We start from the raw sequence: 12694 nt of genomic DNA on the forward strand, positions 1-12694 counted from the left end.
ATCCCGAGAGATAAAAGCCCAGCTCAGAGCGCATGTGGATCGCCGAGCGCAATCGCGCGTAGGTGCGGTTCGTAATTGCTGCATGCCCAGGTTCGGCGCATTGTCACCCGGCTTGGAACAGGCAATAACCGTCCCGCGTCTGGCGGGCCGGCCTCCACGGTCACAAGGGAGACCTGTCATGACCAGTTTTTTCCGACGTAAGGCGGCCGCAGTGGCGGTCGCGGCTCTCGCGTTGGCGCTGGCCGGCGGCGGGATCGCCGCTGCGAAGCCGACGAGCGGAGCCGCCCAGCGCAGCGGCCAGCAACCGGCGGTCACCACCGCCTCGCTGAACAGTGCCAAGGCCGCCCTCGCCCAGGGTGACTCGATCGGCACCCAGGCCGTGGGCTTCTACGCCACGGTGGTCAACGGCAACGGCACCAAGGCCCGGGGCGACGGCGTCGTCATCAAGTACGGCGTCGGGCAGTACGAGGTGCAGTTCGGCTCCAACGTGACCAGAGCGGTCTACGTGGCCACCATCGGCCGGCCGGACGCCTGCTGCATCCCGGCCGGCGGCGAAGCCGTCGTGGCGTCCCGGCTGCAGACCCCCAACGGGGTCTTCATCCAGACCCGCAACTCCGTGGGCGTCCCCGCCGACCTGCCGTTCCACCTCCTCGTGCACCGCTGACCGTCCCTCGTCGCCGGCCCCCGTCAAACTCATGGCGGGGGCCCGCGGCTGTCCACGGTCGTACCGGTCTGCGGCCGGTTCGTCCGGACCCGGCCGGCCGTGCCGCCCACACCCCACCTGGTGCCCTTTGCCCGCCCCGGTGCGGTCCGCGAGGTACCGGCGTCGGCGCGCCGTCTGGGCCACCGACCGCCGTAGATTCCGACGTTTGTCCGACGGCCGCCTCGGGAAGCAAGCACCGTGACGGACATCTCGGACACCATGGCCAGCCTGCCCACCCCGGCCGATCTCGGCGTGACCGCGGCCGAGCTGGAACAGACCCTCGGCGAGGTCAAGCGGGTGATCGTCGGGCAGGATCGGCTCGTCGAACGCCTCCTCACCGCCCTGCTGGCGAACGGGCACTGCCTGCTGGAGGGGGTGCCCGGCGTGGCCAAGACCCTGGCCGCGCAGACCCTCGCGACGGTGGTCGGCGGCACCTTCTCCCGGATCCAGTTCACCCCCGACCTCGTCCCCTCCGACATCGTCGGCACCCGCATCTACCGGGCGTCCAAGGAGAGCTTCGACGTCGAGCTGGGCCCGATCATGGCCAACCTGGTGCTCGCCGACGAGATCAACCGCGCCCCCGCCAAGGTGCAGTCGGCGCTGCTGGAGGCGATGGCCGAGCGCCAGGTCTCGATCGGCGGGCGCAGCTACCCGGTACCGGCCCCCTTCCTCGTGCTGGCCACCCAGAACCCGATCGAGTCCGAGGGCGTCTACCAGCTGCCCGAGGCGCAGCGGGACCGCTTCCTCATGAAGATCGTCGTGGACTATCCCGACGGCGCCGACGAACTGGCCATCCTCTACCGGATGAGCGCCGACCGTCCCCGGGCGCACCAGGTGCTCGACGCGGACCGGTTGCGAGCCTTCCAACTCCAGGCCACCCAGGTCTTCGTGCACCACGCCATCGCCGAGTACGTGGTCCGCCTCATCCTCGCCACCCGCGACCCCGGCCGGTTCGGGCTGCCGGAGATCGCCCCGCTGCTCGCCTACGGTGCCAGCCCCCGGGCCACCCTCGGCCTGGTCGCCGCCGCCCGCGCCCAGGCCCTGCTGCGCGGCCGGGAGTACGTGCTGCCCGACGACGTACGGGAACTTGCCGTGGACGTGCTGGCCCACCGGCTGGTGCTCTCCTTCGACGCGGTCGCCGACGGAGTGACCGCCGAGTGGGTGGTGCACCGGCTGATCGAGGTCGTTCCACCACCCCGGGTGGCCACCGAGCGGCCCGAGTACGCGGCCGACCTGGCCGCCGCGTGATGCGACGCCGCACCCCCGTCGCCGTACCGGCGGATCCGACGCTCGGCGACCTCACCCCGGAGCAACGGCTGCGCCGGCTCGAACTCACCGTCACCCGGCGACTCGACGGGCTGCTGCACGGCGAGCGGCGCGGCCTGCTGCCCGGGCCGGGCAGCGAACCGGCCGGCAGCCGTGAGTACCGGCCCGGCGAGGACGAGGTACGCCGGATGGACTGGTCGGTGACCGCCCGCACCACCGTGCCGCACGTGCGGGAGGTGGACGCCGACCGCGAGCTGACCACCTGGCTGCTGGTCGACGCCAGCCCCAGCATGGAGTACGGCACCGCCGAACTGGACAAGCGGGAACTGGCCGTGGCCGCGGTGGCCACCATCGGCTTCCTCACCGCCGGCCCCGGCAGCCGCCTCGGCGCCCAGGTGCTCACGCCGTACGGCCTGCACCGGGTACCCGCCCGCAGCGGACGTACCCACCTGATCCGGCTGCTGCGGGCGCTGCTGGCCGCACCGCGCTTCGGCGGACCCGACCCGGAAACCGGGCGTACCACCGACAGCGCCGGGCTGGCCGAGGCGCTGGCGGCGGTGCACCGGGTGGCCAACCGGCGCGGCCTGGTCGTGGTGGTGTCGGACTTCCTCGACGGGCTGCCCGACGATCCGCGGCTGCCGGCGGCCTGGGAACGGCCGCTGCGCCGGCTGTCGGTGCGGCACCAGGTGCTCGCGGTGGAGGTCGTCGACCCGCGTGAGCTGGAGCTGCCCGACGTCGGGCTGATCACGCTCGCCGACCCGGAGACCGGCGACTGCCGCGAGGTCTGGACCGGCGACCGGGATCTGCGCGAACGGTACGCGGCGGCCGCCGCCGCCCAGCGTGACCAGCTCCGCCGGGCGCTCCGCCGGGCCGGCGCCGGCCACCTGGCGTTGCGTACCGACCGGGACTGGGCGGCGGACATCGTGCGGCACGTGCACGCCCAGCGTCGACTGGCCCTGGCCCCGGCCGGGCCGCACCGGGGAGGTACCGCGTGATCTGGCAGTCGCCCGTCCGGCTCTGGTTGCTGCTCGGCGTGGCCGCGCTGGCCATCGCCTACCTGGTGGCGCAGCGGCGCCGCAGCCGGTACGCCGTCCGCTTCACCAACCTGCGGCTGCTCGACCGGGTGGCGCCCCGGCGACCCACCTGGCGGCGGCACCTGCCGGCCGGTCTCTTCCTGGCCATGCTGGCGTTGCTGGTCGTCGGCTTCGCCCGGCCCACCGCCGAGGTCCGGGTGCCCCGGGAACGCGCCACCGTGATGGTGGCCGTGGACGTCTCCACCTCGATGCTCGCCACCGACGTGGAGCCGGACCGGCTCGCGGCCGCCAAGAGCGCGGCCCGGCGGTTCGCCGACGGCCTGCCGGGGGAGTTCAACGTCGGACTGGTGGCCTTCGCCGGCAGCGCCGCGGTGCTGGTGCCGCCGAGCACCGACCGGGAGGCGCTGCACGACGGGATCGAACGGCTCGCCGAGGGGATCACCGGCGTGCAGGGCACCGCGATCGGCGAGGCGATCAGCACTTCGCTCGGCGCGGTGAAGGCGCTGGACGCCGAGGCCGCCACCGCGCCGCCACCGGCCCGGATCATCGTGCTCTCCGACGGCGCGAACACCTCGGGGATGGATCCGATGGAGGCCGCCGCCGACGCGGTCGCCGTCGAGGTGCCGGTGCACACCATCTCGTTCGGCACGCCCAGCGGCTTCGTCGACCGGGGCGGCCGCCCGATCCAGGTGCCGGTCGACGGGGAGACGTTGCAGGCCGTCGCCGAGGAGACCGGTGGCGGCTACCACGAGGCCGGCACGAGCGACGAGCTGCGCGCGGTCTACGACGACATCGGCAGCTCGGTGGGCTGGCGCAACGTGCGGCAGGACATCTCGGCCCGGTTCATCGGGCTCGGGCTGGTGTTCGCCATGGGTGCGGCGTTCGGCTCGATGCGCTGGTTCTCCCGGCTGCCCTGACCCTCGATCCGGCTCGACGACCTGCAGGAGCGGCCGGCGCCGGCCGCACACGTGAGGAGCGTACCGATGGCAGTGCAGACCGGACTCGGCGAGCCGCGCGGGCCCTGGTTCGTCTCCCCGGAGCTCGACCCGGACGGGCGAGGCGGCCGGAACCCGGCCGGGGGCGGGCGTGACGGCACGGCGTGGAACTGGCGTCGCCGGTTGACGGCGGGGCTAGCGGTGGTGGCGATGTCCACCGGATCGGGCGCGTTGGCCGGCGGTTGGGTGGCCGGCCGCGGTGCTGTTCCGGGTCCGGCCGCCGCGTCGGCCGCCCCGGTGCCGGCCGAACTGGTGACCGCCGCGGAGAAGACCGTGCCCGGCGTGGTGTCGGTGCTGGTGGGTGGGGCCGGCGGAGCGTCGGCGAGCGGCTCCGGCTTCGCCGTCGACGCCGAGCAGCACATCATCACCAACGACCACATCCTGGCCAAGGGGCGGGGCGGCCCGGTGACGGTGGAATTGCCGGACGGACGGCGGTTCGCCGCCGAGGTGGTCGGCCGCGAGCCCGGCAGTGACCTCGCCGTGCTGAAGCTGCCCCCGTCGGCGGGACTGGCCTCGTTGCCACTGGCGAAACCGGGCGCGACCCGGGTCGGTGAGCCGGTGCTGGCGGTCGGGTCGCCGCTGGGCCTGTCGGGTACGGTCACCGCGGGCATCGTCAGCGCGCTCGACCGCCAGGTGCGCCTCGGTGACAACCGGCACCGGGCGGTGCAGACCGACGCCCCGATCAACCCGGGCAACTCCGGTGGACCGCTGGTCAACGCCCGAGGCGAGGTGGTCGGCGTGAACACCGCCATCGCCACCATCGACGGCAACGGTTCGATCGGCATCGGCTTCGCCATCCCCATCGAACAGGTGCAGCAGACCGCCGACACCATCATCGGAAAGGGCGGCTGACTCACTCAGAGTGACTGTCCAATTACGGAGAGATGGGCGAACTGTCGGATTACCGGCCGCTGATGATCGGAAAATGGAAATATTACGCTGAGTATGGATACTGGCGTGGGTGGAGCGTCCTCTCTTCGCGGCCCTCCTGCTGGTGGGGCTCATCGTCGGAAGTGGCGTCGGGGCGTCGTACGCCCGGGCGCGGCGGGGCTGGAAGGACTACCAGACCGCCCGCAAGACCGTGCCCGGCGCGCGTCGTGCCGCCTGGCTGATGATCAAAGTAGTCACCACGAAGATCGGCGTGATCGTGTTGCTCCTGATCGGTGCGGTGGCGTACGCCGCCGCCGGTGGGAGCGATCCGGAACCCGTGGCGCCGGACCCGAGCAGTACTCCGGATCGGCCTCCGGGGCGCTAGCCTCAGGGCGTGGACGAGGGAGTGCGGGTCACCGATCGCTGGGTCGTTCCCGGCGCGGAGCTGCGGGAGCGTTTCTCCCGGTCGTCGGGTCCCGGCGGGCAGGGCGTCAACACCGCCGACTCCCGGGTGGAGCTGAGCTTCGACCTGGCCGGCTCGCCCAGCATCCCGCCGGCGCTGCGCGCCCGGGCGCTCGACCGGCTCGCCGGACGGCTGGTCGACGGTGTGCTGACCATCGCCGCCAGCGAGCACCGGGCCCAGCTGGCCAACCGGGAGGCGGCCCGGGAACGGCTGGCCGCGCTGCTGCGCGAGGCGGTCGCCCCGCCACCCCCGCCCCGCCGTCCGACCCGACCGTCGCGGGCGGCCAAGGAACGACGGCTGGCCGAGAAGAAGCGCCGCGCCCAGCGCAAGCGAGACCGGCGGGTTGACGGCGAGTAGTCGAGCGTCTCTCATTCGCCCGGCCGGGCGACGGAGAGACCGGGCCGGAGCCGCCATCACTATGTGTAGATGTTTCGGATAGCCGGGGTCAGGTGACGTCGGCGAGCGCGGCGAGCAGCCGGGCCCGCAGCGTCCCGGCCCGCTCGGCGAAGGCCCGCTGCGCCAGCACGTACTCGTGCCGGCCCTCGACGGTCTCGACCCGAACCGGCGGATAGCCCAGCTCCGATAGGTCGTACGGGGACGCCCGCATGTCCAGCTCCCGAATCTCCCGGGCCAGCGCGAAGCAGTCGGCCACCAGTTCCGACGGCACCAGCGGCGAGAGCTTGTACGCCCACTTGTAGAGGTCCATGTTGGCGTGCAGGCAGCCCGGCTGCTCATGGTCGTGCTGGGTCTCGCGGGTGGGTCGCAGCACGTTCAGCGGCCGGGCCGGCGCGGTGAAGAAGCGGTACGCGTCGAAGTGGCTGCACCGTACGCCGCGCTCCTCGACGACCTCGGCGGTGCGCTGCGGGCTCAGCCGCAACGGCCACGCCTCGTGCCGTACCTCCTGCGGGCTTAGCCGGTAGACCATCGCCCACTCGTGCATCCCGAAACAACCCAGCTGTGCCGGCCGCCGCGCGGTCGCGGCCAACAGGGCGGCGGTCCACCGCGCCGAGTCGGCCCGCCGGGCGCGGACCGCCGCGGCGTCCAGGGCGACCCCGGCGGCGACCAGGCGGTAGTCCGGGCCGAAGTCGGCGGGGTCCGCGTCGCGCAACACCACCCCCGCGCCCGGGTGCCAGCGACGCAACTGCGCCGGCCGGTACGAGTAGTAGGTGAAGAGGAAGTCCTCCACCGGATGTTTCTCACCCCGGCGACGGCGGGCCAGATGCGGGATCAGCCAGCCCTCCACCCGCTGCTCGTGGGCGCGGCGGCGGGCACGCCAGGCCGCCGCGTCGAGCACGGCGGGGGCGAGTGCGGCGGTCACGGCCCCAAGGGTACCACCGCCACCCTCGGGGCCGTGCCCGCAGGTCAGGGCACGTCCACCCGCACCCCGGCGGAGAAGACCCCACTGCGGAGCTCCAGTCGCTGCGGCGCCTCCCGGCCGTTGACCGTGAAGACCAGCGGCAACACCATCCGGCTGCCCGCCGCCATCGGCTCGGCGAAGACGTCCCGTCCCTGGTTGGCCCGCCGGGTGGCCTGCTCGTCGGTGGTCACCCAGTTCCCGTCGGCCAGGTACGCCCGCTGCAACTTGCCGTGCCAGCTCTGGTGCTCCGGGGTCAGGTTGCGGACGCCGACCGTCGCCTGGCACTGCCGGGCACCCTGCCCCGGGTCGCAGATCATCCGGAAGACGGTGAACTCGAACGCGTCCTCGCGCAGCGGCACCCCCAGCCCACCACTGACCCCGGTGCCCTTCCATGCGCCGTTGGTCGGCTGGCTGTCCGTGTCGATCGCGGTGACCTGCCGGGTGGCGGTCCACGCAGCCGCGCCCAACGTGCCGGCCAGCACCGTCGCGGCCACCGGCACGATCAGCCAGATCGGCGGGGTACGACGGCGGTTCGGTGGGCGGGGCGCCGCCGGGCGGGGGTAGACCGTACCCGGGCCGTCCGAGGCCAGCGCTGCGGCGACCGGCCGGCGGCTCCGGCGCCAGGTGACGAAGGCCACCCCGCCGAGCACCAGCAGCGCGACCGCTCCGGCCAGCAGCGCCGGAGCCTGACGGCGCCACCCCGACGTACCCTGTGGCTCGGCCGCCGTGGCACCCGGCGCCGTCCAGGTCGCGCTCGCGCAGTCGTACGGCTGCCGGCCGTCGCTGGCGAAGGCGCACGCCGGTGCGGTCACCGGCTGCCGGGCCACGGCGCTGGTCAGCGTGGTGTCAAGCGTGGTGGTGCTGCCGGGCGGCAACTTCAGCCGCCAGGTCACCTCGGTCGCCGAAGACCCGCCCGGGCGTACCTCCCGGCCGCCGTCGCTGATCGCCGTCGCCGAGACGCCCTGCGGAAGCTCCTGGCGCACCGTGGTGTCCACCGCGGCACTGCCGGCGTTACGGACCTCGATGCGGTAGCCCGGCTCGGCGCCGCCCGCCGCCGCGACCGCCACGCTGACCTTCGGCGCGGGAGCCGGTGAGGCGAGTCTGGTCGGCGTGGGCACTGCCGGCGGAGCCGACGGCATCGTCGGTTCGGGCGTCGCCGCCGGTAGCGGTCGTCCCACCGCTGCCGGGCCGTTGGCGGCCGCCGCGACCGGTCGTCCGGCCGCTGCCGGGCCGTTGCTGGCCGCCGGTAGCGGTCGTGCCGCGGCGTCGCCGGTGCTGGCGGCCGGCGGCGGTCGTTTCGTGGCCTCGCCGGTGGCGGCCGTCGGCAGCACCGGTAGGGCGGCGGTGAGGAACCCGACGCAGTGCACGATGGCCGCGAGGGCCCTGTGGTGTCGTGTCGATGCAGGCATACGAACGAACCTCCGCAGCCGACGCTAGGTGCGGTCGCACGTCGGGCGGGTACGAAGCGGCGAATCCCGCCCCCGGGGAGATCGTCGCGGGTAAGGTGCCGCACCTGCTCAGGGGCCGGACTAGATTGGCCGGGTGCGTATCGCTCGTTTCGCTCATGCCAAGGGAATGTCGTTCGGAGTCGTCGAGGGGGAGCCGGAGGCGGGCCCCGCGGGGCTCACCATCGCCGAGATCTCGGGCCACCCGTTCGGTCAGATCAACTTCAGCGGCGTCCGGTGGGCGCTCTCCGACGTCCGGCTGCTCTCGCCGATCCTGCCCAGCAAGGTGGTCTGTGTCGGCCGCAACTACGCCGAACACGCCGCCGAACACGGCAACGAGGTGCCGAAGGAGCCGCTGCTGTTCCTCAAGCCCTCCACCTCCGTCATCGGCCCCCGGGACGCGATCCGGTTGCCCGAGTTCAGCAAGCAGGTCGAGCACGAGGCCGAACTGGCGGTGGTGATCGGCGCGCCGGGGGCACGCCGGGCGGATCGGGCCGCCGCGGAGCGGGCCATCTTCGGCTACACCTGCGCCAACGACGTCACGGCTCGGGATCTGCAGCGCTCCGACAGTCAGTGGACCCGGGCGAAGGGGTTCGACTCGTTCTGCCCGATCGGGCCCTGGATCACCACCGGCCTCGACGTCACCGACCTGGAGATCCGGTGTGAGGTGGGTCGCGATCCGGAGGAGATGGAGGTCCGCCAGCTGGGCCGTACTCGGGACATGGTCTTCGACGTACCGGCCCTGGTGTCGTACGTCTCGCACGTGATGACCCTGCTGCCGGGCGACATCGTGTTGACCGGTACGCCAGCGGGGGTTAGCCCGCTCACGGAGGGGGATACGGTCTCGGTCCGGATCGACGGGATCGGCGAACTGACCAACCCTGTCGTGTCTGCGACCTGATCACTGTTTTCGCAGCTCAAGGGCGTTTTGGGGAAGTCGATTTGGCCTGTCGGTGCCGGGAGGGTAGAGTTTGATCCCGGCGCCGCAAGGGGCCGATGGGGTATGGGGTAATTGGCAGCCCGACTGATTCTGGTTCAGTTAGTCTAGGTTCGAGTCCTGGTACCCCAGCGCAGCCGAGATTCCAAAGAATCGAGGTCGCTGGATTCTGGTGGAGTTCAGCACCGATGCTCCACAGCGGGCTTCGGTCGTGAGGTCTGGTAGAGTTCGGCGGCACCACCGTCAGGTGGTGTCGCACTTGTGTTCTGGCCCCGTCGTCTAGCGGCCCAGGACGCCGCCCTCTCAAGGCGGTAGCGCCGGTTCGAATCCGGTCGGGGCTACAGATCCGGCCCGTCCCACCACGTGGGGCGGGCCGTTTTTCGTTTATCCCACCTGCCCACCGGCCGCCTCCGCTCGCCGACCCCCGCTGTGGCCCGGCACGCGGGCGTCGCTAGACTACTCCCGCACCGCCCGTGAGGGCTGGTGAACAGGAAAGTCCCTGGCCCCGTCGTCTAGCGGCCCAGGACGCCGCCCTCTCAAGGCGGTAGCGCCGGTTCGAATCCGGTCGGGGCTACCACACCAGAGCCCGTCTCGCCCCGCGAGACGGGCTCTCCCCTTCCCCTCCCGCCCCTCCCCGTTCCTTGGCCCCGTTCCTTGGCCCGTTGATCATGAAGTTATTGCCCTCATGTCCGGCGTGTCGTGGTAATCACATCATGATCAACGGGGAGGGCGGGGAGGGCGGGGAGGGCGGGGGGGTGGAGAGGGTGGTCAGAGGCCGGAGAGGCGTTGGCCGGCTCGCACCACGGCCATGGCGTGGCGTTCGCCGGGGCGGCGGCCCAGGCGTTCGATGGGGCCGGAGATGGAGATGGCGGCGATGACCCGGCCGGTGCGGTCGCGGATGGGGGCGGAGACGCTGGCCACGCCGGCCTCGCGTTCGGCGACGCTCTGCGCCCAGCCGCGACGGCGTACCTCGGCGAGGGTGCGGCCGGTGAACTTCGAGCGGGGCAGGAGTGGCATCACCGCCTCGGGCGGCTCCCAGGCGAGCAGGATCTGCGCCGCCGAGCCGGCGATCATCGGCAGTACCGAGCCCACCGGGACGGTGTCCCGCAGGCCGCTGGCCCGCTCGGCGGCGGCCACGCAGATTCGTTCGTCGGCCCGGCGTAGGTAGAGCTGGGCGCTTTCGCCGGTGGCGTCGCGGAGCGCGGCCAGCAGTGGCTCGGCCGCGGTGAGCAGAACGTCCGGCGCCGCGTTGGCCAGCTCGCCCAGCCGGGGGCCGGGACGCCAGCGGCCCTGGGTGTCCCGGACCAGCATCCGATGGATCTCCAGCGCCTGTGCCAGCCGGTGCGCGGTGGCCCGGGGCAGCTTGGTGCGTTCAACGAGTTCGGCCAGGCTGGCGCCGTCGACACAGGCGGCCAGGATGACCACCGCCTTGTCGAGAACGCCGACACCGCTCATACTGTGTCCCACAAGCCGAAATTTACCTCCCAGAATTTAGGATGTCCAGATGGTGGGAGTCACTCCTGAGCCGAGGACCCTGGCCGAGAAGGTCTGGGACGCGCACGTCGTCCGGTCCGCCGATGGTGAGCCCGATCTGCTCTTCATCGACCTGCACCTGCTGCACGAGGTGACCAGCCCGCAGGCCTTCGACGGGCTGCGCCTGGCCGGGCGCCCGGTGCGCCGTACCGACCTCACGCTCGCGACGGAGGATCACAACACCCCGACCGGGTACGCGGATCCCTCGTTCCAGCAGCGCCGTGGCGACCTGCTCACCATCGCCGACCCCACCTCCCGTACGCAGATCGAGACGTTGCGCCGCAACTGCGCCGAGTTCGGCGTGAAGCTGCACCCGCTGGGCGACGAGAACCAGGGCATCGTGCACGTCATCGGCCCGCAGCTCGGGCTGACCCAGCCCGGCATGACGATCGTCTGTGGCGACTCGCACACCGCCACCCACGGCGCGTTCGGTGCGCTGGCGTTCGGCATCGGCACCAGCGAGGTCGAGCACGTACTGGCCACCCAGACGCTGCCGCAGGCCCGCCCCAAGACGATGGCGGTCACCGTCGACGGCCGGCTCGGCCCCGGTGTCACCGCGAAGGACCTGGTGCTCGCGCTGATCGCCAAGGTGGGCACCGGCGGCGGACGCGGGCACATCGTGGAGTATCGCGGCGAGGCGATCCGCGCGCTGTCCATGGAAGGCCGGATGACCATCGCCAACATGTCCATCGAGTGGGGTGCCAAGGCCGGCATGATCGCGCCGGACGAGACCACCTTCGCGTACCTGAAGGGGCGGCCGAACGCGCCTGCCGGCGCCGACTGGGACGCCGCGGTCGCGTACTGGCGGACGCTGCCCACCGACGAGGGCGCGACGTTCGACGCCGAAGTGACCCTCGACGCCGCCGAGATCACGCCGTTCGTCACCTGGGGCACCAACCCGGGTCAGGGCGCGCCGCTGGGCGCCGCGGTGCCGGACCCGGACGACTTCGGCACCGAGCCCGAGCGGGCCGCCGCCCGCCGCGCCCTGGAGTACATGGACCTGCGGCCCGGTACGCCGCTGCGGGATCTCTCGGTGGACGTGGTCTTCGTCGGCTCCTGCACCAACGGTCGGCTGGAGGACCTGCGGGCCGCGGCCGACGTGCTGCGCGGTCAGCAGGTCGCCGACGGCGTACGCATGCTGGTGGTGCCCGGCTCCGCCGCCGTCCGGGAGGCGGCCGAGGCCGAGGGGCTGGACAAGGTCTTCACCGACGCCGGCGCCGAGTGGCGCTTCGCCGGCTGCTCCATGTGCCTGGGGATGAACCCGGACACGCTCTCGCCGGGGCAGCGCTCCGCCTCCACCTCCAACCGCAACTTCGAGGGCCGCCAGGGCCGGGGTGGCCGTACCCACCTGGTGAGCCCGCCGGTCGCCGCCGCGACCGCCGTGGCCGGCCGGCTGGCCGCCCCCGCCGATCTGTAGAAGGGCTGCGACAGATGGACAAGTTCACCGTGCACCGCGGCACCGCCGTCCCGCTGCGTCGGTCCGACGTGGACACCGACCAGATCATCCCGGCCGTGTACCTCAAGCGGGTGACCCGCACGGGTTTCGCCGACGGGCTGTTCAGTGCGTGGCGCGAGGATCCGGGATTCGTATTCAACGATGAATCATATTCTGGTGCGTCGATTCTGGTGGCCGGTCCGGAGTTCGGCACCGGGTCGTCGCGGGAGCACGCGGTGTGGGCGCTGCGCGACTACGGCTTCCGAGTCGTGATCTCTCCTCGCTTCGGTGACATCTTCCGTGGCAACGCACTCAAGGAAGGTCTCCTGCCAGTCGAGCTGGAATTGAAAGCGGTCGAAGAAATCTGGGATCTGGTCGAGTCCGACCCGGCTGCCGAGCTGACCGTCGACCTGACTGCCCGACAGGTCCGGGTGGGTGCCTCGAACTGGTCGTTCCCGCTGGACGACTTCAGCCGGTGGCGGTTGATGGAGGGCTTGGACGACATTGGACTCACCCTCCGCCACGAGGCGCAGATCGGCGCCTTCGAGGCCACCCGGTCGGCCTTCCTGCCCCGGGTCGGCTAGCCGTTCGCCGCTGTCCGCAGCCGATTTCGCCCCCGCCGGTGCCACCGGCGGGGGCGAATCCGTTACGACACA

The 12694-nt window shown here is 72.3% G+C and carries 13 protein-coding genes and 3 tRNA genes; 13 read left to right on the forward strand and 3 right to left on the reverse strand.

Annotated elements, in window-relative coordinates:
- The first annotated feature begins 178 nt into the window (after positions 1-178).
- The 7 genes from D2L64_RS03275 to arfB all read left to right on the forward strand — a co-directional run bounded on the left by D2L64_RS03275 (position 179) and on the right by arfB (position 5688).
- Positions 179-664 carry a hypothetical protein gene (locus D2L64_RS03275; RefSeq protein ID WP_119573009.1) on the forward strand — a complete coding sequence of 162 codons (486 nt, stop codon included), beginning with the start codon at positions 179-181 and terminating at the stop codon, positions 662-664.
- Positions 665-901: 237 nt separating this feature from the next.
- Positions 902-1951, forward strand: a complete 1050-nt coding sequence (locus D2L64_RS03280; protein WP_119573011.1) for an AAA family ATPase — start codon at positions 902-904, stop codon at positions 1949-1951.
- Positions 1951-2964 (forward strand): DUF58 domain-containing protein, encoded by a 1014-nt coding sequence (locus D2L64_RS03285; protein ID WP_119573013.1) that lies wholly within the window; start codon positions 1951-1953, stop codon positions 2962-2964. Before D2L64_RS03280 ends, D2L64_RS03285 begins: the two co-directional genes overlap by 1 nt.
- Positions 2961-3920 (forward strand): VWA domain-containing protein, encoded by a 960-nt coding sequence (locus tag D2L64_RS03290; protein ID WP_119573015.1) that lies wholly within the window; start codon positions 2961-2963, stop codon positions 3918-3920. Before D2L64_RS03285 ends, D2L64_RS03290 begins: the two co-directional genes overlap by 4 nt.
- 66 nt (positions 3921-3986) lie before the next feature.
- Positions 3987-4850 carry a S1C family serine protease gene (locus D2L64_RS03295; RefSeq protein ID WP_119573016.1) on the forward strand — a complete coding sequence of 288 codons (864 nt, stop codon included), beginning with the start codon at positions 3987-3989 and terminating at the stop codon, positions 4848-4850.
- 109 nt (positions 4851-4959) lie between these two features.
- Complete coding sequence (locus D2L64_RS03300) at positions 4960-5253, forward strand: hypothetical protein (RefSeq protein WP_119573018.1); 294 nt, start codon at positions 4960-4962, stop codon at positions 5251-5253.
- A gap of 9 nt (positions 5254-5262) precedes the next feature.
- Complete coding sequence (gene arfB / locus D2L64_RS03305; RefSeq protein WP_119573020.1) at positions 5263-5688, forward strand: alternative ribosome rescue aminoacyl-tRNA hydrolase ArfB; 426 nt, start codon at positions 5263-5265, stop codon at positions 5686-5688.
- 88 nt (positions 5689-5776) lie between these two features.
- Here arfB and D2L64_RS03310 read toward each other — a convergent pair whose 3' ends face one another.
- Together D2L64_RS03310 and D2L64_RS03315 are read right to left on the reverse strand one after the other, a co-directional pair.
- A complete protein-coding gene (locus tag D2L64_RS03310; RefSeq protein ID WP_119573022.1) occupies positions 5777-6649 on the reverse strand; it encodes a 3-methyladenine DNA glycosylase in 873 nt (290 codons plus the stop codon).
- 44 nt (positions 6650-6693) lie between these two features.
- Positions 6694-8097 carry a hypothetical protein gene (locus tag D2L64_RS03315; protein ID WP_119573024.1) on the reverse strand — a complete coding sequence of 468 codons (1404 nt, stop codon included), beginning with the start codon at positions 8095-8097 and terminating at the stop codon, positions 6694-6696.
- Between the two features lie 133 nt (positions 8098-8230).
- Here D2L64_RS03315 and D2L64_RS03320 point away from each other — a divergent pair, with 133 nt between their 5' ends.
- The 4 genes from D2L64_RS03320 to D2L64_RS03335 all read left to right on the forward strand — a co-directional run bounded on the left by D2L64_RS03320 (position 8231) and on the right by D2L64_RS03335 (position 9647).
- Positions 8231-9034: a fumarylacetoacetate hydrolase family protein gene (locus tag D2L64_RS03320; RefSeq protein ID WP_119573026.1), complete on the forward strand. Its 804-nt coding sequence runs from the start codon at positions 8231-8233 to the stop codon at positions 9032-9034.
- A 96-nt stretch (positions 9035-9130) separates the two neighbouring features.
- Positions 9131-9202 (forward strand) — tRNA-Gln (locus D2L64_RS03325).
- 136 nt (positions 9203-9338) lie between these two features.
- Positions 9339-9411 (forward strand) — tRNA-Glu (locus D2L64_RS03330).
- A 160-nt stretch (positions 9412-9571) separates the two neighbouring features.
- Positions 9572-9647 (forward strand) — tRNA-Glu (locus D2L64_RS03335).
- A 191-nt stretch (positions 9648-9838) separates the two neighbouring features.
- On the opposite strand, the gene D2L64_RS03340 is transcribed toward D2L64_RS03335, so the two are convergent.
- A complete protein-coding gene (locus D2L64_RS03340; RefSeq protein ID WP_092373513.1) occupies positions 9839-10525 on the reverse strand; it encodes an IclR family transcriptional regulator in 687 nt (228 codons plus the stop codon).
- Between the two features lie 49 nt (positions 10526-10574).
- Here D2L64_RS03340 and leuC point away from each other — a divergent pair, with 49 nt between their 5' ends.
- Positions 10575-12020 (forward strand): 3-isopropylmalate dehydratase large subunit, encoded by a 1446-nt coding sequence (gene leuC, locus D2L64_RS03345; protein WP_119573028.1) that lies wholly within the window; start codon positions 10575-10577, stop codon positions 12018-12020.
- A 14-nt stretch (positions 12021-12034) separates the two neighbouring features.
- Positions 12035-12622, forward strand: a complete 588-nt coding sequence (gene leuD / locus D2L64_RS03350) for a 3-isopropylmalate dehydratase small subunit (protein WP_119573030.1) — start codon at positions 12035-12037, stop codon at positions 12620-12622.
- Positions 12623-12694 lie beyond the last annotated feature (72 nt).

This window comes from Micromonospora radicis, from assembly GCF_003583405.1.
Classification (GTDB): Bacteria; Actinomycetota; Actinomycetes; order Mycobacteriales; family Micromonosporaceae; genus Micromonospora; species Micromonospora radicis.

Coding starts and splice junctions, on each gene's coding strand:
- D2L64_RS03275 (WP_119573009.1), top strand. CDS start 179: ATGACCAGTTTTTTCCGACGTAAGGCGGCCGCAGTGGCGGTCGCGGCT.
- D2L64_RS03285 (WP_119573013.1), top strand. CDS start 1,951: ATGCGACGCCGCACCCCCGTCGCCGTACCGGCGGATCCGACGCTCGGC.
- D2L64_RS03295 (WP_119573016.1), top strand. CDS start 3,987: ATGGCAGTGCAGACCGGACTCGGCGAGCCGCGCGGGCCCTGGTTCGTC.
- D2L64_RS03315 (WP_119573024.1), bottom strand. CDS start 8,097: ATGCCTGCATCGACACGACACCACAGGGCCCTCGCGGCCATCGTGCAC.
- D2L64_RS03340 (WP_092373513.1), bottom strand. CDS start 10,525: ATGAGCGGTGTCGGCGTTCTCGACAAGGCGGTGGTCATCCTGGCCGCC.
- leuC (WP_119573028.1), top strand. CDS start 10,575: ATGGTGGGAGTCACTCCTGAGCCGAGGACCCTGGCCGAGAAGGTCTGG.
- leuD (WP_119573030.1), top strand. CDS start 12,035: ATGGACAAGTTCACCGTGCACCGCGGCACCGCCGTCCCGCTGCGTCGG.